Below are 26144 nucleotides of genomic sequence, written 5' to 3' on the forward strand. Positions count from 1 at the left end.
TGTACCCCCAACTATTGACATGGCTCGGCGCCCCGTGTGAACCTCTCCACGGGGCCGGTGCCGTGTGCGCCGAGGGCAGTCCCGCAGCAACTCACGCACGAACTCTGTCGCCGTCCGACGGGTGAGTGCGGCGGTCGACACTGCCCGGGCCCGCTTCACGCTCTCCCCCGTACGCGGCGGCACCTCCCTTCTCACGACCCTGAGAGGAATGCCGCAATGCCTACGCGTGCCCGAAGAACCCGCACCCTCGCCGGTGCGGTCGCCGCCAGCCTCGCCGCAGGCGTGCTGGCCGTGGTGACCCAGCTCGCCGGGGGAACACCGGCCCTGGCCGCCACGTCTGAGCCGTACACCTGGAAGAACGTCCGGATCGACGGTGGCGGTTTCGTCCCCGGCATCATCTTCAACCAGACCGAGCAGAACCTGATCTACGCCCGCACCGACATCGGCGGCGCCTACCGCTGGAACCAGTCGACCAGCAGCTGGACCCCGCTGCTGGACTGGGCGGGCTGGGACAACTGGAACTACAACGGCGTGATCAGCCTCGCCACCGACCCGGTGCAGACCAGCAAGGTGTACGCCGCCGTCGGCATGTACCTCAACAGCTGGGACCCAAACAACGGCGCCATCCTGCGCTCCTCGGACAAGGGCGCCACCTGGGCGGCCACCACGCTGCCGTTCAAGGTCGGCGGCAACATGCCCGGCCGGGGCATGGGCGAGCGCCTGGCGATCGACCCGAACAAGAACAGCACCCTCTACTTCGGCGCCGAGGCGGGCAACGGCCTGTGGCGCAGCACCGACTCCGGCGTGACCTGGGCGAAGGTGACCAACTTCCCCAACGTCGGCAACTACGTGCAGGACCCGGCCGACACCAACCAGTACCTGACGTTCAACCAGGGCGTGGTGTGGGTCGCGTTCGACAAGTCCACCGGCACCGCCGGCAACACCACCCAGGCGATCTACGTCGGCGTCGCCGACCTCCAGAACACGGTGTACCGCAGCCTCAACGGCGGCACCTCGTGGGAGCGGGTGGCGGGGCAGCCGACCGGCTTCCTGGCCCACCAGGGTGAGATCGCGGGTGGATACCTCTACATCACCACCAGCGACAAGGGCGGCCCGTACGACGGCGGCCACGGCGACGTGTGGAAGATGCAGCTGTCCACCGGCACCTGGACCCAGATCAGCCCGGTGCCGTCGACCGACACCAACAACAACTGGTTCGGCTACTCCGGCCTGTCCGTGGACAAGCAGAACCCGAACACGCTGATGGTCACCGGCTACAGCTCCTGGTACCCGGACACCTTCATCTGGCGCAGCACCGACGGCGGCGCGACCTGGAAGCAGTTCTACGACTACGCCTGGCCGAACCGCACCAACAAGTACAGCCTGAACATCAGCGGCGTGCCGTGGCTCGACTTCAACGAGCAGAAGTCGGCCCCGGAGCAGTCGCCGAAGCTGGGCTGGATGACCGAGGCGCTGGAGATCGACCCGTTCAACTCGAACCGGATGATGTTCGGCACCGGCGCCACGATCTACGGCACCACCAACCTCACCGCGCTGGACACCGGCGCCACGGTCAACCTGGCCCCGATGGTCAAGGGGCTGGAGGAGACCGCGGTGCTGGACCTGATCAGCCCGCCGACCGGCGCGGCCCCGCTGATCTCCGGCGTCGGCGACATCGGCGGCTTCCGGCACACCGACCTGACCGTGGTCCCCGACATGTTCGACATGCCGTACTTCGGCAGCACGAACAGCCTCGACTACGCCGAGCTGAACCCGAGCTACGTGATCCGGGTCGGCAAGGGCGCGCGCACCGCCAACGGCCAGACCAACATCGGCGTCTCCAGTGACGGCGGCGCCAACTGGTGGTCGGGCAGCTCGCCCAGCGGCGCCCAGGGCGGCACGGTGGCCCTGAACGCCAACGGCACCCGCGCGGTGTGGAGCACCGACTCCATGGGCGTCTTCTACGCCACCAGCTTCGGCGGCTCCTTCACCCAGTCCAGCGGCGCCCCGGCCACGGCCAAGGTGGAGTCGGACCGGGTCAACGCGAACAAGTTCTACGCCGCCTACAACGGCACGGTCTACGTCAGCACCAACGGCGGGCAGAGCTTCACCGCGGCCGCCTCCGGCCTGGGCGTCATCGCCGGGTTCAAGGCGGTGCCGGGCGTGGAAGGCGAGCTGTGGCTGGCCAGCGACACCGGCCTCTACCGCTCGACCAACTCCGGCACCAGCTTCACCAAGTTCAGCGCGTCGGCCAGCGCGGTCGGCGTCGGCTTCGGCAAGGCGGCGCCGGGCCGCACCAACATGGCGGTCTACACGATGGCCACCATCGACGGCGTGCGCGGCGTGTACCGCTCCAACGACGCGGGCGCGAGCTGGGTCCGCATCAACGACGCCCAGCACCAGTGGGGCAACGCCGGCGACTCGATCACCGGCGACCCGCGCACGTACGGCCGCGTCTACATGGGCACCAACGGCCGCGGCATCGTGTACGGCGACACGGGCGTGATCCCGTCGGCCTCGCCCAGCGCCTCGGGCTCGGCCTCGCCGTCCGCCTCGGCTTCGCCGTCCGTCTCGCCCAGCCCGTCGCGCAGCGCCTCGCCGTCGCCGTCGGCCTCCGCCTCGCCCAGCCCGTCGGCCTCGCCGCAGCCGGGCAGGTCGTGCAGTGCCACGTACAAGATCCTCAACTCGTGGCCGGGCGGCTTCCAGGGCGAGATCGTGGTGACCAACACCGGCACCTCGGCGACCACGGGCTGGCGGGTCAACTTCAACTACACCGCCGGCCAGGTGATCAGCCAGCTCTGGGGTGGCGTCAAGACCCAGACCGGGGCGGCTGTCCAGATCACCAACGAGGCCTGGAACGGCGCGCTGGCGCCCGGCGCCACGGCGAACCCGGGCTTCAACGCGAACTACACCACGTCCAACCCCGTCCCGTCGCCCATCACCTGCACCGCCCTCTGACGCACCACCCCACGACCGCCCCCGCCGCCCGCCGGCGGGGGCGGTCGCCCGTTCCGGGGAGCGTCGACGCGGGGGACGGGCGGGGCAGGGCGGGCAGGGGTTCGGGCAGTTTCGGGGAAAGTGCTCGAATGCCGGCCGCGATTCCTGCACTTTCCCCGAAACTGCGGGGAGGACCCTGTCCGAAATGTCAGATATCGGCCAAGCGGTGGCTGGGAGGTGGCTGAATGGCGTGTCGGAGTGGCCGAACGTGCCACCATGAATCGGTGCGAACCGTACTAGGTCCGACAAATCATGTCGTCGTGGTGGGGGCCGGCCTGGGCGGGCTCGCCTGCGCGCTGCACCTGGCAGGTGCAGGGCGCGAGGTCACCGTGCTGGAACGGAACGGGCACCCCGGCGGGCAGGTCGGGGTGCTCGAACTCGACGGGCACCGGTTCGACACCGGGCCCACCATGGTGACCTCACCGGAGCTGCTCGCCGAGCCGCTGCACGCGGTCGGCGAGCACCTCCAGGACTGGATCGAGCTGATCCGGCTCGATCCGGCGTACCGGGCGCACTTCCCGGACGGCACCACGCTGGACGTGCACGCCGACCCGGAGCGGATGGTCGCGGCGATCGCCCGGCTCTGCGGCGGCAAGGAGGCGGCGGGCTACCTGCGCTTCCTGCGCTGGGCGCGGCGGCTCCAGTCGTTCGAGCGGCGCGACCCGGCCGGGCACTGGCGCACGCTGGCGAGCGAGGGGGCGCGGCGGCGGCTGACCGACTTCTTCGCCGACCCTCGTACGCAGCGGCTGTTCGCGTTTCGGAACCTGCTCACCGGGCGTGACCCTCGCGTGGCGTCGTACCTCGACACCGTCACCGAGGTCTGGTATCCCCGCGGCGGCATGAACGCCGTGCCCCGGGCGCTGGCCGCCGCCGCGGAGAAGCACGGCGTCAGCTTCCGGTTCCATACCGAGGTGACGGCGGTCGAGACCCGGGGCGACCGGGCCGTGGCGGTGCACACGGCCGACGGCGAGCGCCTGACCGCCGACGCGGTGGTGCTCAACCCCGACCTGCCCGCCGCGTACGGCCTGCTGCCCGGCGGCGCCCCGACCCGGATCCGGCGGCTGCGCCCGGCGCCCTCCTGCGTGGTGCTGCACCTGGGCACCCGCGACGACCGGGGCGGCTACCAGCGGATCGCGCACCACAACCTGCACTTCGGGCGCTCGTGGCGGCAGACCTTCGACGAGGTGGTCAACCGCGGCGAGCTGATGAGCGACCCGTCGGTGCTGGTCACCAACCCGAGCCGGACCGACCCGGGGGCGGCCCCGACGGGGCGGCAGACATACCAGGTGACCGTGCCGGTGCCGAACCTGAAGACCGCGCCGGTCCGCTGGGACGGCCCGGTCGGCCGCCGGTACGCCGGCGAGCTGATGGCCACCCTGGAGGCCCGCGGCTACCTGGATCTGGGCGCTGACCTGGCTTTGTCCTATGTGGTCACCCCCGACGACTGGGCCCGGCAGGGTATGACATTCGGCACACCGTTCGCGAGTGCGCACACCTTGCGGCAGACCGGACCACTGCGGCCGGGTAACCTGCATCCGACCCTGACAAATGTGGTGTTCACGGGGTCCGGCACGCGTCCCGGCGTCGGTGTACCGATGGTGCTGATCTCGGGTAGAGCGGCCGCGCGTCGGGTGATCGGAGCGCGCTCATGAGGTCACGGGAAGAAGATCTGGTCGAACTGGTCGACGCCGACGGCAACGCCTGCGGCAAGGCCACGGTCGCCCAGGCGCACAGCGCGCCGGGCGTGCGGCATCGCGCCTTCTCGGTGCACCTGCTGGACGCCTCCGGGCGGCTGCTGCTGCAACAGCGTGCCGCGGTCAAGACCCGGTTCGCGCTGCGCTGGGCCAATGCGACCTGCGGCCATCCGGCGCCGGGCGAGCCGGTGACGGTCGCCGCCGCGCGCCGCCTGGCCGAGGAGGTCGGTGTCCGCGCCGTCGAACTCACCGAGATCGGGGTGTACGGCTACCGCGCCGTCGACCCTTCCACCGGCCGGGTCGAGGACGAGTACGACCACGTACTGCTCGGCATCCTCGGCGCCGACGCCGAGCCGCCCCGCCCGGACCCGGCCGAGGTCGCCGCGCTGCGCTGGATCTCACCGGCCGACCTGCGCGACTGGCTCGGCCGCAGCCCCGACGACTTCGCCCCCTGGCTGGCCGGCGTGACCGACGTCGCACTGGGCGACTGCGCGTAGAGGCGTTCGACAGACTTCACCGGCCGTCCCCTGGCACAGCCTGCGCCGCTGTGTCAGGCTGGGGTCCCCCTTGACCCCCTCCACCCCCGGGAGCGGCCATGGCGCAACGGCGCAGCCACGGCCTGATCGCCCTGCTGGCGATCAGCCTCACCCTGGCCATGTCGGCGTGCACCGGCGCACGCGACGACGACGCGGCGGCGGCCGCCAGCGAGTCGCCCAGCGTCGTGCCGGTCATCCCCTCGCCCACCCCCTCGGCGAGCCCTTCGGTCGGCCCCACGGTCAAACCGGTGCCGGAGAAGATGAACCTCCAGCGCACCACGGGCTTCGGCGGGGTCGCGCTGACCTTCGACGACGGCCCTTCCGCGTGGACCCCGAAGGTCCTGGACGCGCTCAAGGCGCGCGGGGTCAAGGCCACCTTCTGCGTGATCGGTTCGCAGGCCGCCGCCCACCCCGACCTGATCCGCCGGATCGTGGCCGAGGGGCACACCCTGTGCAACCACAGCTGGAACCACGAGTTCAAGCTGGGCACCTGGTCCACCGCCAAGATCCGGTCGAACATGCAGCGGACCAACGACGCCATCCACGCCGCGGTCCCCGGGGCGCCGATCAAGTACTTCCGGCACCCGGGCGGAAACTGGACACTCGCCGCGGTGAAGGTCGCCCGCAGCCTGGGCATGAGCCCGCTGCACTGGGCCGTCGACCCGCAGGACTGGCGGCGCCCCGGCGCCGGCACCATCGCCAACCGCGTCATCCGGGCCACCCGCTCCGGCTCGGTCGTGCTCATGCACGACGGCGGCGGCGACCGCAGCCAGACCCTCGCCGCGCTGCCCCGCATCATCAGCACGCTGCGTGCCAAGTACAAGCTCGTGCGCCTGCCGGACGCCCTCTGATCCGACCCGCCGCAGCGGACCCCACCCCCGATTTGGTGTTACGCCCGCTGGTCACATATGCTTTCCGAGCCTCCGGCGGGGCCGGATGGGAGCAACAAACCGTCAGAGCATAAGTACTGCGGGTTTCCCGCGGCACTGTGCAATGATGGTGCGGCCGCCCTCATCGTCTAGCGGCCCAGGACGCCGCCCTTTCAAGGCGGTAGCACGGGTTCGAATCCCGTTGGGGGCACGACCGGGAGACCTGGTAAGGTTCTCCCGGAAGCAAGACCGGTAAGACCAGCAAGACAAGCAAGGTCCTGTGGAGCAGTCGGAGTGCTCGCCGCCCTGTCAAGGCGGAGGTCGCGGGTTCAAGTCCCGTCAGGACCGCTTTTTGTACGGCCACCTCGGTGGTTTCGGCCAGGTAGCTCAGTTGGTACGAGCGTCCGACTGAAAATCGGAAGGTCGGCGGTTCGACCCCGCCCCTGGCCACCAAAGCTCTTCGCCGGGCTTTGTCGCCCCGAACTGCGCCTGAGACATCTCGGGCTGCGGGTCGGGGCATTTTCGTATGCCGATGCCGACCTCACCGGCGAGTGACCGTGGTCGACCGCGCCGAACCGGCTTTCGCCGATGCTTGAGGCAGGCGTGCAGTTTCGGGGAAAGTGCTGAAATCTTGGGCCGGATAACCGCAGTTTCCCCGAAACTGCACGACCCACACCTCGGACTTCGGCAGGACCAGGGGCGGCCCGGGACGAGTTCGTCCGAACGGCGGTTCCAGGTGATCTACGAGCGTCAATATACTAGATCATCTACGCACTTCGTTCCCGAAGGTCGGCATGCGAATCATTGCTCGAATCGCTCTCATGGCCAGCCTGGCCCTGCTGGACTCGGCGGTCGCGGCGGCTCCCGCCCACGCGCAGAAGCCCGCGCTCGACTGCAGGGACAGCCAGGGCACCTGCTCTGAGGGCACCTGGTACTACCTGTAGCCCTGACCATCGGGCCCGCACCGCGCCACACCGAGATCGTTCAAGTTGCCCGGCAGTCGTGTGTTCAGCGCGAGGTCTCGCGACCGATTGCCTGGCAACTCGCCCGTACGTGGGGCAGTCAGGGAGCGCCGGGGGAGCGGCGGCGGAGGGTGGCGACCGTCGAGCCGGCCAGGGTGAGCAGGCACTCGGGCAGCCTGCCGTCGGCGATGGCAGCTCCGACCAGGGCTTCTCCGGTCGGCTGATCCTCGTTGACGTACGCGCTGACGAATCTGGCCACCCAGCGGGCGTCGTAGTGCGCCTCGTCTATCTCGGGGTAGTCCAGGGTCCACGGGCCTGCCCGCAGGCCGTCGCCGGCCAGCTCGCCGGCCAGGCACCAGGCGACGTTGTACGCACCGAACGCGCCTTCCCGCTTCACTACCGCGTCGAAGGTGCCTGCCACCGCCTTCCCGTTGCCGGCCAGTGCCTGGTCGAGGATGAGAGCGGCGTCTTCGAACGCGTGGTCAGGATCGACGGTCACGGTCGGAGCCTATCGGGCGGTGGCAACCGTACCGGACCACTCGGCACCCAAACGTCGTAAAGGCCCCTCCCCCAATCCCGGGAACAACGCTAAGGTGCCCGTTGGACCATGGCCATGGAGGCACCCTCATGCGTATCCCGCGCGCTGTCGCAGCCGCTGCCTGCGTTTCCCTGCTCACCCTCGCGGCCTGCTCGAACAAGGCAGACGATCCGCGGGCCGCCGAGTACCCGGGGGCGTATCTCTACGGCACCGACGGCAACATGAGCAACTCGATCGCCGACTTCCTCAAGGAGAAGCCGGGCGCTCTGAACGGCATGAAGGGCACGCTGCCCATGACGCCGCTCGACGGCGCCTTCGTCGCCAAACTCAGGGCGATCACCCCCGGGCTGAAGGACTTCACCTACGCGGGGGAGACCTATGACGCGGTGGTGGTGGCGGCGCTGGCCGCGCAGCAGGCCGGCTCGACCGACCCGGCGGACATCGCCAAGTACATCAACGGCGTGACCACCGACGGCCTGGCCTGCAAGACCCCGGCCCAGTGCCTGTCGATGGCGCGCAAGGGCGACGACATCGCCTACCGCGGCATCACCGTGCGATACGGCTTCACCGACGCCGGCGAGCCCGCGACCACGATGTACGCCACCATGCACTTCGACGCGAGCAACCAGGTCGACAGCGGCAAGACCGAGTTCCTGGGCACCGGCAACGAGTCGGACGTGTCCTCGACCAAGGCCCCGAAGCCGGTCAAGGACGGCAAGTCCTCCACCCCGCTGACGATCGGCGGGCTGCTGCCCCAGCACGGCGGGCTCGCCCCGGCCCTGCCGCCGATGGCCGCCGCGGCCAAGCTGGCGATCACCGAGATCAACGCCGCGGGCGGAGTGCTCGGCAAGCCGGTGAAGTGGATCGACGGCGACGACGGCACCGACCCTAAGGTCGCCCGCGCCACGATCAACTCGCACAAGGCCGCCGGGGTGTCGGTGCTGATCGGCCCGGCCGGTTCGGGGGTCGCGGTGGCCACGCTGCCCGATGCGGTCCGGAACGGCCTGATCATGTTCTCGCCGTCGAACACCTCGTCGACCCTGAGCACCGCGGACGACAAGGGCCTCTACTTCCGTACGGCGCCGTCGGACATCCTGCAGGCGCGGGCGCTGGCCGACGTGATGGTCCGCGACGGCGGCCGCCGATACGCGATCATCGCCCGCAACGACGACTACGGCACGAAGCTCGCGAACGACACCAAGAAGGAACTGATCAACGCCGGTGTCTCGGAGTCGGAGATCCGATCGTTCACGTACCAGCTCACCGACGACGGCAACGTCAAGGATGAGAACGAACTGGTGCGTATCGCCCAGGAGATCAAGTCCGCGCAGCTGGACGGAGTGCTGATCGTCGGCTTCTACGAGGACTCGGCCCAGGCGATCGCGAAGCTGGTGGATGCGAGCGTTCTCATCCGCCACTAACGTTTGACCGGATCGACCCCCTGAGAAGGAGAACCTCGTGAGCGAGACCGTAGAGACCCGCGGCGACGACCGCCGTGACCTGATCACCGGCGACACCAACCAGGACGGCAAGACCGACGTGTGGGTGTCGGACACCGACGGCGACGGCAAGGCCGACCTGTTCCAGTTCGACACCGACGGCGACGGCAACGTCGACATCACCCTGGTCGACCTCGACCAGGACGGCACCCCGGACGCGACCGTGGACGGCGACGGCGGCCACGCCCCGGCCTGACCGGTCCGGGCAGTCCGGGCGGTCCGCCGCCCCGACCCTAATTACATAAACGTTGGCCTATCTCATCGAAGATGATCTACATAAAATCGATGAGATAGGCCAACGTTTATCTCAAGCCAGATGTGCGGCGGGCGGGGAGGTGGTCAGGCGGCGTTCATGGAGCGGATGGCCTGCCAGATGAGCAGGACCAGCAGGACGGCCCCGAGCGCGCCTAGCACCACGATGCGCGGCACCGCGGGCCGGGACGGTGACACGATCGCCTCCGGGTGCCCCAGCGCCACCAGCCGCTGCCGCTGGGCCAGCACCTCGTCCCGGCAGTAGATCAGCAGCGCGTCGGCCGGATCGAGATGGCTGACCCGGCTCAGCTCGACCGCCAGCCGCGCCTGCGCGGTCTGCAACCCGCGTACGGCGCGTTCCCCGGCCCGCCCGCAGCGGGCCTTGCCGTACCGCCGGGCGTCGGCGCGCAGGTGCCCGTGGCCCATGATCTGCAGCTCGCCCGGCGTGGCGATCGCCGGATCGTGCAGCGCCGCGAGCTGCGCCACGTAGAAGTGGGCCTCGCGGTGGCGGGCCACCCAGACCAGGGCCAGCACCATGACCAGTGCGGGCAGGCCCTTGCCGAGCATCCCGAGCAGCACCCCGGCGCCACCGGAGCCGAGCCCGTCGGCGAACAGGGGCGAGTTCCAGATGAAGTGGGTCAGCCAGGCCAGCCCGAGGCCGACGGCGAGCCCGCCCGCGCGCCACCAGGTCGGCTTGTCGGTGCGGACCAGGAACCAGGCGATGCCCGCGCCCGCCAGGGCCGTGAACAGGGTGTGGCTCCACAGCCCGGCCAGGAAGCCGCGCAGGAAGAACGTGGCGATGACCGGCCCGACGCCGTCGCCGCGGCCGGTGACGGAGACGGCGTTCACCGCGTACACGATGTCCTCGACGACCTGGAAGCCGAGGCCGACCAGCGCGCCGTAGACCATGCCGTCCAGGACGCTGTTGATCTGCTTGCGCGCCACCAGCACGATCATGACCACGCCTAGGGCTTTGAGCAGCTCCTCGATGGTGGGCCCGGCGATGGCCGGGCCCCAGGTGGCGGCGAACGCGGGCGAGATCAGCTTGGCCAGCAGGTCGTGCACGGACTGGTTGCCCGGGATGGCGGCGGTGGTGGCGACCGCCCCGCCCCAGGCGAACGCCGTGGCCATGAGCAGCGGCGGTTCCCGCTCCAGGAAGTCCATCGAGGCGATGAACAGCCAGAACGGGACGGCGTACAGGGCGAACAGGATGATCGCCGTGGTGGTGGCCACCGGGTATCGGGCCAGGTCGGCGCGCAGGATGCCGCCCAGCCGCGTCAGCCCGGCCAGCAGGATCAGCCCGAGCAGCCAGAACGCGGGCAACTGGAGCGACTTGAGGGCCCGCGCCGGACGCGGCGTCGGGCGTACGGAGAACCGCCAGCGTCTGCCGCCGGTCTCCCCCGCGGCGGTCACCGCGCACCGCCGTACGCGATGGAGTCGATGCTGTGGTCGATGCCGTCCATGACCTGGTCGAGCTCGAACTCGGCGCCGCTCACGGTCACCTCGATGGAGACGCCGCCGGCCAGGAACACCGCGTACCGGCCGCACCGGCCGGGGGCGGTGTAGCCGCCGGCCAGCCCGGCGATGCCGCTGTCGGTGCGCACCCCGTCCTCGTCACCGGTCACCTGGTACCCCTGGGTCGCTTTGATCTTCGTACGGAGGCGGCCGGCCGCGTCCTCGATGCCGCCGCTGAACGGGGTCACCACGATGGCGTAGCGGACCGCCCCGATCAGGAACAGCACGGTGGCCCGGTCGGCACCGGGCCGGGTCTTGCTGGCGTCTATCCGGGCACCGGGTGGCGGCTGCACGCTGACGCCCGCCCCGACGCCGTAGCGCTCCCGCCCGGCCAGCGACCGGTCGTTGGGCACGATCCGGTTGAGTGCGGGCAGGCCGAAGACGACCACGAGCAGGGCAGCCAGCACTGCGGTGCCGCCGGCCAGGTTCCGCAGCAGTCGGTGCGCCACCATGATCAGACGTTAACCGGGCATTGAACTTGAATGCTGCTATATCGACCGATGCGCGGGCTTGGCCGGGGTTTTTGACGGCTCCGGCCCGGACGCGCAGGATGAGTGAATGACCGGCAAGGTGATCAACCGGCGGGAGCAGCGCAAGGAGCACACGCGCGCGGCGCTGGAGGAGGCCGCGCTGGAGCTGTTCGCGCAGCGCGGGTTCGACGACACCACGGTCGAGGAGATCGCCGCGGCGGCGGGCGTCTCCGTACGCACCTTCTTCCGGTACTTCTCCTCCAAGCAGCATGTGCTGTTCGGCGACGTCGCGCACCGGCGCCTGGCCGACCTGCGCACCGCCCTCGCGGCCCGGCCACCGGGCGAGTCGCCGCTGGCGTCGGTGCGCGCCGTGCTGGAGGCCGGCGACCTGACCGGCGCGGACGAGCTGGCCCAGATCCGGGCGCGGCTGCGGCTGGTCGAGGCGCAGCCGACGCTGCTCCAGACGTACCTGCTGATCAGCGAGGAGCTGCGGCAGCAGGTGGCCTGGTTCGTGGGTGAGCGGTGCGGCGTGCCGCCGGCCCATCCGTACCCCCTGCTGGTCGCCGCGGCGGCGCAGGGCGCCTGGGACACCGCGCTGTGGTCCTGGGCCGCCGGGCTCAGCCCCGATCTGGCCGGGACCCGACGCGCCGCTTTCGACCAGTTGACGGCGGGGTTGACCGATCAGCCCTGAGAGCGCTGTCACATTCGAGTAACGACCGTTGGTCGGATGCGAACCTTTCCGGCATCGTCCTTGCTCTCTACAGCGGCCAACAGCCGACGAACGTGGGAGTGGAGATGCTGGTCTGGCGTCGCGCCAACAGCGCGAGGAGCCTTCTCGCCGCGGCGGCCGCCGCTGCCCTGATCGCGACGGTGCTGCTCGCCGGGCTGGTCAGTTACAACAGCGCCGTCGTACAGGCGGGTGGGCAGGCCGCGGTCGCGGCAGCGCCGCCCGCGGAGCGCTCGATCGTGGTACGCGGGCCCGCCGACAGCGCCGAGACCTGGACCACCGCCGACGGCAAGGTCCGCGGCTGGTTCGCGGGCGGCCTGGGCGGCGCGCAGGTCGACCTGGTGGGCGCCGGTTACTCGAACGGGCGCCAGTTCAGCGGCGCCACGGGCAACGCGGTGCCCGACTCCGGCGGCCTGGTGTTCGCGCAGGTCATGTTCCTGGACGCGCTGCCCGAGCACGCCGACCTGCGATCGGGGACGTGGGCCGTGCCCGGCGCCGTCCCCGCGCAGGCGGTGCTCGGCGAGGCGGCCGCCCGGGTGATGGGCGTGCAGCCCGGCGCGCGGGTGCCGGTCACCGATCGGCGCTCCGGCAAGGTCACCGAGGTCGTCGTCACCGGCGTCTTCGCCGCCAAGCACGGCGACGACCCGTACTGGCTGCTCACGCCGGAGCTGTCCGAGGGCTCGCTCGCGGGCGGCTCGACGTACGGGCCGCTGGTGCTGGACCGGGCCGACTTCTTCGGCGGCGGCTGGGCGGCCAACGGCAGCGCCGGCTGGATTGCGCAGCCGCGCCTGGCCGGGTCCGACCTGGCCGGGCTGGTCAAGGTCAGCAACGCCCTGCGCAGCCTGAGCGACCTGCCCAGGGCGGTCGGCTTCGGCAACTCCGGGCAGACGATCACCGCCCTGGACCGGCTGGTGGAGCGGCTCAAGGCCGCCGACCTGGTCGGCCGCTCCGCCCTGCTCACCCCGATGCTGCTGACCATCGTGCTCGGCGGATACGCCCTGATGCTGCTGGCCGCGCTGCTGACTGAGCAGCGGCGGCCCGAGACCGCGCTGCTGCGCGCCCGCGGCGCCGCCCGCGGCCAGCTCGCCGGGCTGGCCGCCCGCGAGGCGGTGCTGGTCGCGCTGCCCGCCGTGGTGCTGGCGCCGCTGCTGGCCTCGCTGCTGCTCGGCCGCAGTTCGGGGTTGAGCGCGTTCCGCGCGGTGGGGCTGCGCCCCGACGGCTCGCTGACGGCGGGCGTCTGGCTCGTCGCGCTCGCCGCGGGTGCGGGCTGCGTGCTGGCGATGATGCTGCCCGCCCTCAAGAACGGCGGCACGTACGTCGCCGACCTGGCCGCCCGGTCCCGCCCCTCCCGGGGCGCCGCCGTCCAGCGGGCGGGCGCCGACCTCGCACTGATCGGTTTCGCCGTGCTGGCCTGGTTCCAGCTGCGGCAGTACGACTCCCCGCTGTCCGGTCTCGGCGGCAAGCTCGGCATCGACCCGCTGCTGGCCGCGGCCGCCCCGATCGGCGTGCTGGCCGGCGCGGTGCTCGCGCTGCGGCTGCTGCCCCCGCTGACGCGGCTCGTCGAGCGGCTGCTCGACCGGCGGCCGTGGTTCGCGACCCAGCTGGGCATGTGGCAGGCCGGTCGACGCCCGCACGCCGGGCCGGTGCTGCTGCTGGCGCTGGCCGTCGCGGTCAGCACCCTGGCCTGGACCCTGGCCGCCACCAGCGAGCGCTCCAACCACGACCAGGCCGACCACGTCACCGGCGCCGACCTGCGGCTGACCGAGACGTCGGGTTTCGAGCCGGCCGGGCGTACGGCCGCCGTGACGGGCCTGCCCGGCGTACGCGCCGTGCTGCCCGCCTGGCGCACCTCGATCCCTCTGGGCGAGAAGTCGACCCCGTCGACGCTGGTCGCCCTGGACGCCGCCGCCGCGACCGGGGTGCTCCGGTTGCGCGAAGACCTCGGCGACCTGCCCGCCCTGCTGCACCAGCTGGCCGAGCGGCAGCTCACCGCCCCCGCCGTCGACCTGCCCGCGGGCACCGCGAAGCTGCGCGGCACGCTGCGGCTGACGGCGCGGCTGCCGGAAGGCACCCAGGGCAGGGGCGGCACCGACGTCGTGCTGTACGGCGCGCACGGCCAGACCTTCCGGGTGCCGCTGAGCATGCTGCCGCTCAACGGCACCGCGACCCCGTTCGAGGTCGCGGTGCCCGCAGGCGCGACCCGGCTGGCCGGTTTCATGATCGACGGGTTCGGGGACTACGACACCCCCGTCGAATGGCACCTCAAGGGCCTGGCCGCGGTGACCGCCGACGGCACCGCCGCACCCGTGTCGCTGCGCGTGGACAGCGCGCCGTGGCAGTACCAGAACCCGCCGAACGGCGCGCACGAACTGGCCGCCACGGACGTCACCACCGACGAGCTGGTCGTGCGCTACGACCGGACCGAGAACCAGGGCGGCGGATACCCGCCCTCGTTCCACACCACGGTCACCCGCACCCTGCCGACCGCCGACATCCCGGCGCTGGCGACCACCACCGCGCTGGACACGATGCACGTCAAGGTCGGCGAGGCCACCACGATCCGGTTCCACGGCGTGCAGGTGCGGGTGAAGATCGTCGGCAGCATCCCGGCGCTGCCCGGCGTGTCCGACACGTCCGCGCTGCTGCTGGACCTGCCCTCGCTGAGCGCCGGCTACCTCGACTGGTACGGCAGCACCCAGGGCGTGCAGGAGTGGTGGCTGGGCACCGACCCGGCGCAGCACGCCGCCACGGCGGCCGCGGCGGCGCAGCTGACCAACGTACGGGTCACCGACCGGCTCGCGCTGGCCGACAACGCCGGGCACGACCCGTACGGCGTCGGCGCGCGGCTGGCCCTGTTCATCGCCGCGCTCGGCGCCATCGCGCTGGCGCTGGTCGGCGTCGCGGTCGACGTGCGCGCCACCGCCCGCCGCCGGATCGGCGAGCTCGCGGTGCTGCACACCCTCGGCGCCACGCCCCGGCTGCTGGCCGGAGCGCTCATCGTCGAGCAGGCGTTCCTGGCCGGGCTGGGCGTGACCGTCGGGCTGGTCGTCGGCGTCGGCGTCGCCGCGACCATGGCGCCGCTGGTCATCCTCACGCCCAGCGCCGCCCGCCCGGTGCCCGAACCGCTGCTCAGCCTCGACTGGCTACCGGTGCTCGGCACCAGCGCGCTGCTGCTGGTGCTGTCGATGGGCATGGCCGGACTGATCGCGACCACCATGCGGCAGCGGCTGTCCGCCGCCCAGCTGCGGATCGGAGCTGACCGATGAGAAGGCGGATGCGGGCTTCGCTCGGGCAGCTCGTCCTGCTCGGCCTGCTCACGGCGGTCGCCGGGGTGCTGGTCATCGGCACCCCGCGCATCGCGAACGGGATCACCGACGAGGCGCTGCGCGACCACGTGACGTCGCTGCCGTACCAGGTGAAGGACCTGAACTACCGGGGCGGCTTCCCGGTCAACCGCTCGACCCGGACCATGCCCAACCGCCTGGACGCGCAGACCGCGGTGTTCTACCCGGACCTGCGCGGGCGCATCGGCGAGTCCTGGTGGACGGTCTACACCGAGCTGGAGGAGTCCTGGGCCACCGACACCGGGCTGCCCTCGAAGGCCCGGTTCAGCCTGCGCGCCGCCAGCGGCCTGGAGCAGGCGACCCGCCTGGTCGACGGCCGCTGGCCGGCCACGCTGGACGAGCCCGGCTTCCCGGTCGAGGTCGTGATCACCCCGGCCGAGGCGACCGTGCTGCACCTGAAGGTCGGCAGCCGGTTCAACGTGACCGGTGCGGGCGGCGTGCAGGTCGTCGGCATCGCCGAGCCGGTGGACCCGGCGGCGGGCTTCTGGGACACCGCGCCGCTGGCGCTCAAGCCGTACCAGCCGCGCGACGACGGCGAGACGTTCCTGGCGGTCATGTTCACCGACTTCTCGGGGGTGGACCGGGCCCACTACGCCGGGGTGCCGACGACGTTCGAGCTGCGCTACCGGCTCGCGGCCCAGCAGCTGGACATGGCGGTGCTGCCCAAGGTGGTGTCCGCGGTGTACGCGGCGCACTCGCAGGGCCTGGACACCCGGATGGAGGGCAGCCTCGACACCGCGCTGACCCGGTTCGCCGAGGCCGCCCACGCCGGGCAGTCGCTGCTGGCCGTGGTCCAGGCGGGCACGCTGGCGACCCTGGCCGGGCTGGTGCTGCTCGCGGCCCGGCTCGCGGTGAGCCGGCGGCGGGGCGAGTTCGCGCTGCTGCGGGCCCGGGGCGGCGCCGTGCTGACCATCGGCGGCCGGACCCTGGCCGAGGTGCTGCCGGTGGTGCTGCCCGCCGCGGTCGTCGGCTGGCTGGCCGGGCTCGCGATGCCCGGCCGCGCCGCCGACACCTCGACCGTGCTGGTGCTGTTCGCGCTGATGGCGGTGCTGGCGATGCCGGTGACGGCGATGCTGACGCTGCGGCGGCTGTCGTTCTCGGGCGAGCGGGAGGACCTGGCCGGGTCACGGGTGGGCGCCAGGCGGCGCACCGCCGAGGTGAGCCTGCTGGTGCTCGGCGCACTGGGCGTGTGGCTGGTCCGCCGCCGCGGGCTCAACGCCACCGCCGACGTCGACGTGTTCCTCGCGGCGGTGCCGGTGCTGCTGGCCGCAGGCGCGGCCGTGCTCACGCTACGGGCCATCCCGGCGCCGCTGGGCCTGGTCAGCCGCCTGGCGGCACGGACCCGCGGCGCGATCGGCTTCCTCGGCCTGGCCCGCTCCGGCCGCACCGCGCCCGCCGCGGTCGGCCCGATCGCGGTGCTGGTGGTGGCCATCTGCACCACGGTCTTCAGCCTCGGGGTGTCCGGCACGGTCGACGCGGGCCGCGACCAGGCCGCCGACCAGGCAGTCCCCGGTGACGCCACGGTGAGCGGATTCTTCTTCGCCCACGACAGCGCCGACGCGCTGCTGGCGGTCCCGGGCGTACGGTCGGCCGCGCCGATGCTGGCGCAGCCGTCCACCACGGTCAACCTCTCCCGGCAGCCCGGCGCCGAGCAGATCGGCAAGTTCTACGTGGTCGTCGTGGACGGCCCCCGGATGGCCCAGGTGATCCGGGACGCCGGGCGCGATCTGGCGCTGCCGCAGTGGTTCGTGGACGCCCAGCCGGGCCAGCCCGCGCCGGTGCTGCTGTCGCCCGAGGTCGCGGCCAAGTTCAAGGGCCGCACCACGGCCGCCGCCGACCTTCAGGGCCGGGTGTACGACTTCACCGTCGGCGGGACCGCCGACCGGTTCCCGGGCCTGCCCGACGACGCCCAGTTCATGGTCATCCCCTGGCAGGCCCTGGGCGTACGCGCGGACAAGCCGATCGCCCCGAACCGGCTGCTGATCGCGGGCGCCCCCGACGCGGCCGCGCTGGCCAAGGCCGGCGACGACGCCCAGCTGCGCTGGGTCACCTCGATCGGCACCCCGGTCGGCGGCGCCGACCTGACCACCACGGTCACCACCTGGGCGCAGCGCCGGGCCGAGCTGGAGCGCACCGGCGTCAACGGCGTGCTGACCTTCGCGTACGGCGTGGGCGCGCTCGGCGGGCTGGCGCTGGCGCTGCTGGCGGTGGCGTTCGCGGTGCTGGCCGGGGCGCGGGCCCGCGGCCAGGTGCTGTCGCGCCTGCGCACCATGGGCCTGAGCCGCGGCCAGGGCCGCAGCCTGCTGCTGGTGGAGCTGGCGCCGCTGGTGACGGTGGCGGTGCTCACCGGCGCGCTGGTGGGCCTGGCGCTGCCGCCGCTGCTCGGCCCGGCGCTGGGGCTGACGACGTACACCGGCGGCTACGACGCCGGCGTGCGGCTGGACCCGGCCGTGGTCGGCGGTGCGGTCGGGCTGGTGCTCGCCGGGCTGCTGACGGCGCTGCTGGTGGAGACCCTGTTCAACCGGCGGCTGCGTCTCGGCGAGGTGCTGCGGCTGGGTTCATTCGAGGCGGGAGAGAGCTGATGACTACGGACACCGGAATCGGGCTCGCCGACCCGGCGGGAGCACCCGGACGCGACGTACCCGACCTGGCCACGTTGCAGGCACGGGCCGCGCAGCGGGCCGCCGACCGGGCGGGCGGCACCGACCGGCTGCGCGGGCACCTGGTCTGCGACGGGCTGGTCCGCATCTACAAGACCGAGGGCGTCGAGGTCGTCGCGCTCCAGGGACTCGACCTGGTCGTCGACCGGGGCGAGCTGCTCGCCATCGTGGGCGCCTCCGGCTCGGGCAAGTCGACGCTGCTGAACATCCTGTCCGGCCTGGACGTGCCCACCGCGGGCATCGCCCGGGTCGGCGAGTACGACCTGCTCACCATGTCGGCGCGCAAGCGGCTGTCGTACCGGCGGCGCATGGTCGGCTTCGTCTGGCAGCAGACCGGCCGCAACCTGCTGCCGTACCTGACCGCGCTGGAGAACGTGGTGACCCCGATGCAGCTGGCCGGGACCCGGTCGGGCCGGGCCGCCAAGCGGCGGGCGATGGAGCTGCTGGACATGGTCGGCGTCGGCTACTGCGCGCAGCGGCGGCCGGGCCAGATGTCCGGCGGCGAGCAGCAGCGGGTCGCGGTGGCCCTCGCCGTGGCCAACGACCCCGAGGTGCTGTTCGCCGACGAGCCGACCGGCGAGCTGGACGAGTCGACCGCCGCCGACGTGTTCGGGGCGCTCCAGACGATCAACGCCGAGCTGGGCGTCACCGTGGTCGTGGTGACCCACGACCACAACGTGGCCGGCCAGGTGCGCCGCACCGTCGCGATCCGGGACGGGCGGCTGGCCTCGGAGGTGCGCCGCACCTCCCGCCAGACCGAGGACGGCGAGACCGAGCTGGTGACCGAGGAGTACGCGGTGCTCGATCGGGCCGGCCGGATGCAGCTGCCGGGCGCCTTCGTGGAGGCGCTGGAGCTCAAGGACCGCGTGAAGCTGAACCTGGAGACCGAGCACGTGGAGGTGCGCCGTGGCTGAGCTGGTGCGGGTGGAGTCGGTGTGCCGCGACTTCGGCAAGGGCGACCGGGTGGTGCACGCGGTCCGCGACGTGTCGTTCACGGCCGAGCAGGGCGAGCTGGTGGCCGTACGCGGCCGCTCCGGCGCGGGCAAGACGACGCTGCTCAACATCGTCGGCGGCCTGGACCGGCCGACCTCGGGCAAGGTGTTCGTGGCCGGGCAGGAGCTGACCTCCGCGTCGGAGAACCAGCTCGTGGCGCTGCGCCGCAACGTGATCGGGTTCGTGTTCCAGTCGTTCGGCCTGGTGCCGATCCTGTCGGCGGCCGAGAACGTGGGCGTGCCGCTGCGGCTGGCCAAGGTGCCCGCCGCCGAGCGGGAGCAGCGCGTGGCGGTGCTGCTGGAGCTGGTCGGGGTGGGCGCGCACGCCAACCAGCGGCCGTACGAGCTGTCCGGCGGCCAGCAGCAGCGCGTCGCCGTGGCCCGCTCGCTGGCCAACGACCCGCGGCTGCTGATCGCCGACGAGCCGACGGGTCAGCTCGACTCGGAGACCGGCCGCCAGATCATGGACCTGCTCCGCGCCCTGGTGCGCGCCCGCGGCATGACCGCCCTGGTCGCCACCCACGACCCCGCCCTGATGGACATGGCCGACCGCATCGTCACCCTCCGCGACGGCGCCCTGGTCCCCGCCACGGTCTGACCTTCTAGATCAGCCAAGTTGCCGGGCAATCGTGCGTATCTTGACCACTCATACGCCCGATTGCCCGGCAACTTGTGAGCGATCTTGACCGTGGGTGCGGTGGGTAAAGACCGAGGCGCCCTCCGCACCGTTGGGGGACGGTGTGGAGGGCGCCTCGATCAAGGGGTCCTAGCTGTTCAGTTGTGTCAGTCGCCCTGACGCTGGTGCGGGATCTGGCCCTGGAGCAGAGCACGCACCTCCGACTCACGGTAGCGGCGGTGGCCGCCCAGCGTCCGAATGGCGCTGAGCTTTCCCGCCTTGGCCCACCGGGTCACGGTCTTCGGGTCGACGCGGAACATCGACGCAACCTCTGCCGGGGTGAGCAGGGGCTCTGGTTCGTGCGTACGCGACGCCATGCGGTCACTCCTCCACAAGTACCTATAGACGTAGGCCGGGGTCCCGCCGGCCAACGCGCTACCCATAGTCCGGCTAGTCCGCGATGTCCGACATGGGCCGAACGGGTGAAGGTCCGTGGATGGACGGATGATGAATGAACGACATGTCCGCATTAAGGGCATGAAGACAGTAATTTCATAGCTTTGAATTACTGTAAGTGGCGCTACCACTGCGTACAGTCAGTTGCTCCGCTCCAGGAGCTGGATCGCCCGCCACCGCTGCACGAGCTGCTCATATGCCGCCGTGGCCGCGTCGCCGTCCTCGCGTTCCAGTCCGGCGAGCCCGGTCGCGACGAGCTCGACCGAGTCGTCGTCGCGCAGCGCGTCGTCGGGCAGCAGGGCGGTCAGGCCGCCGTAGTCCAGCTCCACCACCGAGCCGGGGTGGAACGACTCCAGCCAGCGCGCGGTCTCGCGCAGCGACTCGGTGATCGGCACGTCGCCCAGGGTCTTGCGCAGCACCCGCAGCCCCTTGTGGGCCCGCTGGCGCGCCTTTCCTATCTCGGTGCGGTAGCGCAGCACCCGGCGGGCGGGCTCCAGCACCAGGTCGCGCTCAGCCGGCGAGACCAGCACGAACCAGCGCAGCGGCACACCCCAGGTGGCGACCTGCTCGTGCATCCGGTCCTCGGCCCGCACCTGTTCTATGACGGTCTGCGCCAGGCCCACCAGCGCCGGGGGCACGAACGCGTCGGCCAGCACCTGCGGCACCCCGTCACGCGCCTGGAGCGCCGCCTCGGCCACCCGGACCCGCAGGTTCCACGGGCACACCAGCGGCACGTCGTTCTGGCCGGTGAGGCTCTGCATCACGTATGCCTCGTCGGGCAGGTCGGGCAACCGGGACCAGCCCGCGCCGAGTGCCTCCAGCACCGTGGCGCGCTGGCGGCCGGGCCCGTCGGCCACGCCCACGGCCCGTCCCTCGTCCACGTATCGACGCCAGAACCGCTCCCGTTCAGGGCCGAACGCGGTGAGCGGCTCGTACACCCTCAGATACGCGGCGAACTGTGACGGCACCTCGCGATCCTCCCACGATTAGGCTGTCAGCGGGAGCGCCACTACCGGGGCGTCTCCCAGCCTCCGGAAAGACCGGCGGCCGTGGCCTCACAAGGGCCAGCGACGTCTCCTTGGAGCCAGCAGTGGGTGTATTCACCGACGGCAGTCACGAACAGGTCGTGTTCTGCCAAGACCGCGCCAGCGGTCTCAAGGCCATCATCGGCATCTACTCGACCGCGCTCGGGCCCGCCCTGGGCGGCACGCGCTTCTACCCGTACGCCTCGGAGGAGCAGGCCCTGCACGACGTGCTGGAGCTGTCCCGCGGCATGGCGTACAAGAACGCCCTGGCCGGGCTGGACCTCGGCGGCGGCAAGGCCGTCATCTGGGGGGACCCCGACCAGCTCAAGTCCGAGAGCCTGCTGCGGGCGTACGGCCGGTTCGTGCAGTCCCTGAACGGCCGCTACTACACCGCCTGCGACGTCGGCACCTACGTGCAGGACATGGACGTGGTGGCGCGCGAGACCAGCTTCGTCACCGGCCGCAGCGTCGAGTACGGCGGCGCCGGCGACTCCTCCATCCTCACCGCCTGGGGCGTCTTCCAGGGCATGCGCGCCGCGGCCGAGCACCGCTGGGGCAGCAGCTCGCTGCGCGGCCGCCGCGTCGGCATCGCAGGCCTGGGCAAGGTCGGCAAGTACCTGACCGCCCACCTGCTGGAGGACGGCGCCGAGGTCGTGGCGACCGACGTCAGCCCGAAGGCGCTGGCCTGGGCCAAGGAGACCCACCCGCAGGTGAGCCTGGTCGCCGACGCGACCGCGCTGATCACCAGCGACATCGACGTGTACGCCCCCTGCGCCCTCGGCGGCGCCCTGGACGACGACACCGTCCCCGCGCTGCGCGCCCAGATCGTGGCCGGTGCCGCCAACAACCAGCTGGCCCACCCCGGCGTGGAGAAGCTGCTGATGGACCGCGGCATCCTGTACGCGCCCGACTACCTGGTCAACGCGGGCGGCGTGATCCAGGTCGCCGACGAGATCGACGGCTTCAACTTCGAGCGGGCCAAGCTGCGCGCCACGAAGATCTTCGACACCACCAAGCGCCTGCTGGAGCTGGCCGACAGCGAGAGCATCTCCCCGGCCACCGCCGCGGACCGCCTCGCCGAGCAGCGTATGGCCGACGTCGGCCGCCTCCGCGCCATCCGCCTCTGACAGCCGCCCGGCCCGGCCCTCCAGCCCGGCCGGCACCCCCTCGAAGATCACCCAAGTTGCCCGGCAGTCGTGGGTATGTCGCGCGTCCTTTCGCACGATTGCCGGGCACCTTTCTCGATCTTGGCAAGGCGGGCCGCACCGTCATGGACCTGGCGCGATATACTCCTTACAAGTCATAAAACGGACAGGTTCCGGTGGCTTGGCAGACACCCGGCAACCCGAGATGCCGAAGTGGCCTCCTCCCATGTACCGTATGAGCCACGAGAGATGTCTGACGTCATCGGGGCCCGCCTTCGGGTAGCCCCGTCATTCATGTGCGAGGGGGTCGGCCATGGGGCGCGGCCGAGCTAAGGCCAAGCAGACTAAGGTGGCCCGGGAGTTGAAGTACCACTCCCCGAACACCGACCTCGCCGCCTTGCAGCGTGAGCTCGCGGGAAGCGATCTCACCAGCGACAGCGGCAGCGGCAAAGCCGATGATCACGACGACGAGCCGGATCCGTACGACCCGTACGATGCCTACGCCGTCGATGATGATGACGACGATGACGATGACGGCAAGGACTGGACCTCCCGCCGCTGATCTTCCTGGCCGCACCGCCCGCTAGCGCGGGCGGTTGTTCCAGTTGAAGAAGGTCGGGATGTTCTCGAAGTGGTTCCAGGCGCAGACAGCACTGCTGTCGGCGCCTGGCGCTTCGGAGCGCTCCAGTCGTGCCGCTCGGGCCTCCTCCAGCAGGGGAACGAGATCGTCACGTACATCGCGGATCTGGGCTGTCACCAGGTCTAGTGGATCGGACATGATCGAGCACTCCCTCCAGTAAGTTGATCTTGCTGTTGCGGCAGTGCTCGGTCTGTGTCCCGTCGAACCGCCCGTGCTCGAAGTAGCGGTTGGCCGCGTGCCCGCCGCCGCAGAAGCCGAAGTACGGGCAGCTCGCCCGGCACGCCTCCACCCCCTGGACGAACTCACCGACCCACCGGGTTCCCGTGGGCTGCGCCAGCAGCGCCGACAGACCGTGCGTGAGCACGTTGCCGCTGGTGAAGTCGCCGTACCCGGGGTCGGTGAACCCGGCCAGCTCCGGTGACAGCAGCACCACGGCACCGTCCCAGCCCACGGTCGGGATCGGGTCCAGCTCGCGCGGCAGCAGGTCGTCATCGGTGCCCGCCAGCACCGCGTCCAGGTAGCGCAGGCTCCACTCCAGCTCGCGCAGGTGCAGGCGGGGGCGGGCACGCCACGCGGCGGTCAGCTCGGCCCAGAACCCCCGCACCGCGGCCGCGTCGTGCCGGTTGTCGCGGCTGTTGACGCCCTCCCGCTCCTCCACGTTGATGCCGAGGGTGTCGCAGCCCAGGTCGAGGAAGTAGTCGTACAGGCGGGCGGCCAGGCCCGGACGGGGGTCGGTGACCACGCACAGGGCCGCGAACGGCAGGCCGTGGCGGCGCAGCGCCGCCACGCCGCGCTCGATCCGGGCGTACGCGGCCCGCCCGGCCCGGTCGACCCGGTCGCCGTTGCAGTCCGGCGGCCCGTCCACGCTCACGCTCACCCGCATCCGGCGCGCGGTGAAGAACTCGCACCAGGCGTCGTCGATCAGCGTGGCATTGGTCTGGACGTGCTGCTCCACCGCGGCCGAGAACGGGGCCATCAGCGCCGCCAGGTGCTCGCGCCCGGCCGCCGTCGGCTCGCCCCCGTGCCACACCACCGAGAAGCGGTCCTGCCGTGCCCATTCATTGGCGTCGGCGGCCACCGCGCGGGCCACGGCCACGCCCATCCGCCGGTCCGCCGCGCGCAGCGGCAGGTAGCAGTAGACGCAGTCGAGATTGCACAGCGTGGTCGGCTGCATCACCACGTATGAGGGCACCCGCGAGACGCCTCGCATGCCGTTGACGGGGGGCACGCGACCATTGCAGCAAACCCGATGGAGTTTGTCTCCAGCGCGTACGTGAAAGAAGGCGCCGACCCTGTCGCGGCTGCGGCCGGGTCGGCGCCTTCTCAGTGGTTGGAATCAGTCGTCGAGCCAGTCGAGGCGGCGCCCGTCGCGGCCGCGCCGGTCGTCGTAGCCGTCGTTCTGCTGGCTGCCGTACGGGTCCTGCTGGCCGTAACCCTGCTGCTGGCCGTACCCGGGCTGCTGCTGCTGGCCGTACGGGTCGTAGCCGCCGCCCTGCTGCTGCTGGCCGCTGCCGTACGGGTCCTGCTGGCCGTAGCCCTGCTGCTGCTGGCCGTAGCCCTGCTGGCCGTACTGGTCCTGCTGGCCGTAACCGGCGCCCTGCTGCTGGCCGTACCCGGGCTGCTGCTGCTGGCCGTAGCCCTGCTGCTGCTGGGCGCCGTAGCCGCCGCCCGCGCCCGAGGTCGGGCCCGCGTAGTGGGTGGGCTCGTCGTACTGGCCCTGGCCCTGGCCGTAGCCCTGCTGGCCGTAACCGGCGCCCTGCTGCTGGCCGTATCCAGCGCCGGCCTGCTGGCCGTAGCCCTGCTGGCCGTAGCCGGCGTCGCCGTAGCCCTGCTGGCCGCCGTAACCGCTGGTCGGCGCGACGGGCGAACCGCCGCCGTAACCGCTGGTCGGCGCGACCGGGGAGCCGCCGTAGGCACCGCCCGCCGGGCTGCCGTACGCGCCGCCCTGCTGGCCATAGCCCTGCTGCTGCTGCCCGTACCCCGGCTGCTGCTGCTGGCCCCACGGGGGCTGCTGGCCCTGCTGCTGCCCCTGCTGGCCGTACTGCTGCTGGCCGCGCTGGGCCGGCGTGCCGTAGTCGCCGGGGCGGTGCATCATCGTGGCCGCGTCGGCACCGGGCCGCGCCACCATCGTCGGGTCGGCGGGACGACCGTAGGCGCCGCCACCGGCACCGGCACCCGCGTACGCACCGGCACCGGCACGGGCCGGCTGACCGGCGCCGCCGCGCGCGCCCGGACGGCCCCGCGGCTGCGGGTCGTCGTCGTCGTCGTCGTCCTCGTCGTCATCATCGTCGTCGTCGTTGTTGCGGCGCACGACCAGCAGCACGATCGCGCCGATGCCGAGCGCCACCAGCAGGCCGCCAACGATGATCATGACCCAGGTCATGCTGTCGAGGCCGCCGCCCTCGTCACTGTTGGTCGGCGCGGTCTGCTCGCCGCCCGGATCGTCCGTGGCGCCGTCGGTCGGCGAGGCCGCGTCCGTCGGCGACGGCAGGTTGGCCGCGGCCGAGGCGCTGGCCACTGCGGCCGGATTGGTCATCGAGATCTGGATGTCGGTCTTCGACTGGTTGGCGCCGACCTGGTACGACTGCGAGAACGTGTCGTACGGGTCCTTCTGCACCGCGATCACGAGCAGGCCGGGCGCGATCGGGCTGGTCGCCGAGCCGGTGAAGGTGAACGTGCCCGCGCTGCCGGTGGTCTTCGACGGCAGGTCCTTGCCGTTGCCGTCGGACAGGATGACGATCGCGTTACCGATCGCCTTACCGGTCAGGATGTCGACGACCTTGCCGGACACCTTCGCGACCGTCTCGGCCTGCGGCTGGCCCTGCTCGACCGTCAGCGGGTAGGTCCCGAGCTGCGTCTCGGCGCCGCCGGTCATGACCTTGATCAGGACGTTGACGTTGCCCGCCTGGGAGCCCTTGATCTTCGCGGTCATGTTGCCGGTGTCGCCACCAGCGGTGATCGTCTTGGTGACCGCACACCCGGTCTGGCACGTCGCCGCGCCGCCGCTGGTGGTGATGCCGATGGTCAACGTCACATCGGAGGCGTCCGGGTTCTTGATCTTGAAAGTCAGCGTCGTCGTCGCGCCGACGTCGATCGTGCCGTCACTGAGGCTCGCACTGTCCAACTGTGGTGCGGCACTTGCCGGGGCGGCGACGCCCACGAGAGTGCCGAGCGACACCAGCGCTACCACTCCGACGCGCGCCAACC

General features: G+C 71.7%; 22 protein-coding genes and 3 tRNA genes. 17 read left to right on the forward strand and 8 right to left on the reverse strand.

Going from position 1 to position 26144, the window contains the following annotated elements:
• Positions 1-216 precede the first annotated feature (216 nt).
• From Cs7R123_RS39590 to Cs7R123_RS40965, 8 genes are all read left to right on the forward strand, one after another.
• Positions 217-2958, forward strand: a complete 2742-nt coding sequence (locus tag Cs7R123_RS39590) for a cellulose binding domain-containing protein (protein ID WP_212834306.1) — start codon at positions 217-219, stop codon at positions 2956-2958.
• A 263-nt stretch (positions 2959-3221) separates the two neighbouring features.
• Positions 3222-4649 carry a phytoene desaturase family protein gene (gene crtI, locus Cs7R123_RS39595; RefSeq protein WP_212834309.1) on the forward strand — a complete coding sequence of 476 codons (1428 nt, stop codon included), beginning with the start codon at positions 3222-3224 and terminating at the stop codon, positions 4647-4649.
• Positions 4646-5188, forward strand: coding sequence for an isopentenyl-diphosphate Delta-isomerase (gene idi, locus Cs7R123_RS39600; RefSeq protein WP_212834312.1), 543 nt, complete (start codon positions 4646-4648; stop codon positions 5186-5188). Before crtI ends, idi begins: the two co-directional genes overlap by 4 nt.
• A gap of 98 nt (positions 5189-5286) precedes the next feature.
• Positions 5287-6078: a polysaccharide deacetylase family protein gene (locus Cs7R123_RS39605; RefSeq protein WP_212834314.1), complete on the forward strand. Its 792-nt coding sequence runs from the start codon at positions 5287-5289 to the stop codon at positions 6076-6078.
• 156 nt (positions 6079-6234) lie between these two features.
• Positions 6235-6307: transfer RNA gene (locus Cs7R123_RS39610), tRNA-Glu, on the forward strand.
• A gap of 63 nt (positions 6308-6370) precedes the next feature.
• Positions 6371-6444, forward strand: a tRNA-Asp gene (locus Cs7R123_RS39615).
• Between the two features lie 28 nt (positions 6445-6472).
• Positions 6473-6549, forward strand: a tRNA-Phe gene (locus tag Cs7R123_RS39620).
• Between the two features lie 368 nt (positions 6550-6917).
• The gene (locus Cs7R123_RS40965; RefSeq protein ID WP_280517357.1) at positions 6918-7040 is read left to right on the forward strand and encodes a hypothetical protein; all 123 of its coding nucleotides are present in this window, start codon (positions 6918-6920) and stop codon (positions 7038-7040) included.
• 118 nt (positions 7041-7158) lie between these two features.
• Here the strand turns inward: Cs7R123_RS40965 and Cs7R123_RS39625 are convergent, their stop codons facing one another.
• Positions 7159-7557 (reverse strand): hypothetical protein, encoded by a 399-nt coding sequence (locus Cs7R123_RS39625; protein WP_212834316.1) that lies wholly within the window; start codon positions 7555-7557, stop codon positions 7159-7161.
• A 128-nt stretch (positions 7558-7685) separates the two neighbouring features.
• Between Cs7R123_RS39625 and Cs7R123_RS39630 the strand changes: the two genes are divergently transcribed.
• Together Cs7R123_RS39630 and Cs7R123_RS39635 are read left to right on the forward strand one after the other, a co-directional pair.
• Entirely contained in the window at positions 7686-9017 is a 1332-nt protein-coding gene (locus Cs7R123_RS39630; RefSeq protein ID WP_212834317.1) for an ABC transporter substrate-binding protein, read from the forward strand.
• 37 nt (positions 9018-9054) lie between these two features.
• Complete coding sequence (locus Cs7R123_RS39635) at positions 9055-9291, forward strand: hypothetical protein (protein WP_212834318.1); 237 nt, start codon at positions 9055-9057, stop codon at positions 9289-9291.
• 143 nt (positions 9292-9434) lie between these two features.
• Here the strand turns inward: Cs7R123_RS39635 and Cs7R123_RS39640 are convergent, their stop codons facing one another.
• Positions 9435-10760 (reverse strand): PrsW family intramembrane metalloprotease, encoded by a 1326-nt coding sequence (locus tag Cs7R123_RS39640; RefSeq protein ID WP_212834319.1) that lies wholly within the window; start codon positions 10758-10760, stop codon positions 9435-9437.
• Complete coding sequence (locus Cs7R123_RS39645) at positions 10757-11314, reverse strand: hypothetical protein (protein ID WP_244872434.1); 558 nt, start codon at positions 11312-11314, stop codon at positions 10757-10759. The genes Cs7R123_RS39640 and Cs7R123_RS39645 overlap by 4 nt, the downstream gene beginning before the upstream one ends.
• A 106-nt stretch (positions 11315-11420) precedes the next feature.
• Here Cs7R123_RS39645 and Cs7R123_RS39650 point away from each other — a divergent pair, with 106 nt between their 5' ends.
• The 5 genes from Cs7R123_RS39650 (at position 11421) to Cs7R123_RS39670 (ending at position 19653) form a co-directional block, all read left to right on the forward strand.
• The gene (locus Cs7R123_RS39650; RefSeq protein ID WP_212834320.1) at positions 11421-12023 is read left to right on the forward strand and encodes a TetR family transcriptional regulator; all 603 of its coding nucleotides are present in this window, start codon (positions 11421-11423) and stop codon (positions 12021-12023) included.
• 104 nt (positions 12024-12127) lie between these two features.
• A complete protein-coding gene (locus tag Cs7R123_RS39655; RefSeq protein WP_212834321.1) occupies positions 12128-15325 on the forward strand; it encodes an FtsX-like permease family protein in 3198 nt (1065 codons plus the stop codon).
• Between the two features lie 8 nt (positions 15326-15333).
• Positions 15334-17985: an ABC transporter permease gene (locus Cs7R123_RS39660; protein ID WP_212834322.1), complete on the forward strand. Its 2652-nt coding sequence runs from the start codon at positions 15334-15336 to the stop codon at positions 17983-17985.
• Complete coding sequence (locus tag Cs7R123_RS39665) at positions 17985-18977, forward strand: ABC transporter ATP-binding protein (RefSeq protein WP_212834324.1); 993 nt, start codon at positions 17985-17987, stop codon at positions 18975-18977. Before Cs7R123_RS39660 ends, Cs7R123_RS39665 begins: the two co-directional genes overlap by 1 nt.
• Positions 18970-19653 (forward strand): ABC transporter ATP-binding protein, encoded by a 684-nt coding sequence (locus tag Cs7R123_RS39670; protein ID WP_212834326.1) that lies wholly within the window; start codon positions 18970-18972, stop codon positions 19651-19653. The genes Cs7R123_RS39665 and Cs7R123_RS39670 overlap by 8 nt, the downstream gene beginning before the upstream one ends.
• Positions 19654-19838: 185 nt before the next feature.
• On the opposite strand, the gene Cs7R123_RS39675 is transcribed toward Cs7R123_RS39670, so the two are convergent.
• Both Cs7R123_RS39675 and Cs7R123_RS39680 read right to left on the reverse strand, forming a co-directional pair.
• Positions 19839-20048 carry a BldC family transcriptional regulator gene (locus Cs7R123_RS39675; protein WP_020522548.1) on the reverse strand — a complete coding sequence of 70 codons (210 nt, stop codon included), beginning with the start codon at positions 20046-20048 and terminating at the stop codon, positions 19839-19841.
• Positions 20049-20267: 219 nt separating this feature from the next.
• Positions 20268-21095: a hypothetical protein gene (locus Cs7R123_RS39680; RefSeq protein ID WP_212834328.1), complete on the reverse strand. Its 828-nt coding sequence runs from the start codon at positions 21093-21095 to the stop codon at positions 20268-20270.
• A gap of 122 nt (positions 21096-21217) precedes the next feature.
• Here Cs7R123_RS39680 and Cs7R123_RS39685 point away from each other — a divergent pair, with 122 nt between their 5' ends.
• Positions 21218-22279 carry a Glu/Leu/Phe/Val dehydrogenase gene (locus Cs7R123_RS39685; RefSeq protein WP_212834330.1) on the forward strand — a complete coding sequence of 354 codons (1062 nt, stop codon included), beginning with the start codon at positions 21218-21220 and terminating at the stop codon, positions 22277-22279.
• A 331-nt stretch (positions 22280-22610) separates the two neighbouring features.
• Complete coding sequence (locus Cs7R123_RS39690; RefSeq protein WP_212834332.1) at positions 22611-22859, forward strand: DUF3073 domain-containing protein; 249 nt, start codon at positions 22611-22613, stop codon at positions 22857-22859.
• A 21-nt stretch (positions 22860-22880) separates the two neighbouring features.
• Here Cs7R123_RS39690 and amcA read toward each other — a convergent pair whose 3' ends face one another.
• From amcA to Cs7R123_RS39705, 3 genes are all read right to left on the reverse strand, one after another.
• Entirely contained in the window at positions 22881-23075 is a 195-nt protein-coding gene (gene amcA, locus Cs7R123_RS39695) for a multiple cyclophane-containing RiPP AmcA (protein WP_212834334.1), read from the reverse strand.
• Positions 23026-24147: a cyclophane-forming radical SAM peptide maturase AmcB gene (gene amcB / locus Cs7R123_RS39700; RefSeq protein WP_212835131.1), complete on the reverse strand. Its 1122-nt coding sequence runs from the start codon at positions 24145-24147 to the stop codon at positions 23026-23028. The genes amcA and amcB overlap by 50 nt, the downstream gene beginning before the upstream one ends.
• A gap of 126 nt (positions 24148-24273) precedes the next feature.
• Positions 24274-26061: a carboxypeptidase-like regulatory domain-containing protein gene (locus Cs7R123_RS39705; RefSeq protein ID WP_212834335.1), complete on the reverse strand. Its 1788-nt coding sequence runs from the start codon at positions 26059-26061 to the stop codon at positions 24274-24276.
• Positions 26062-26144: the final 83 nt, after the last annotated feature.

It is taken from the genome of Catellatospora sp. TT07R-123, assembly GCF_018327705.1.
GTDB lineage: Bacteria > Actinomycetota > Actinomycetes > Mycobacteriales > Micromonosporaceae > Catellatospora.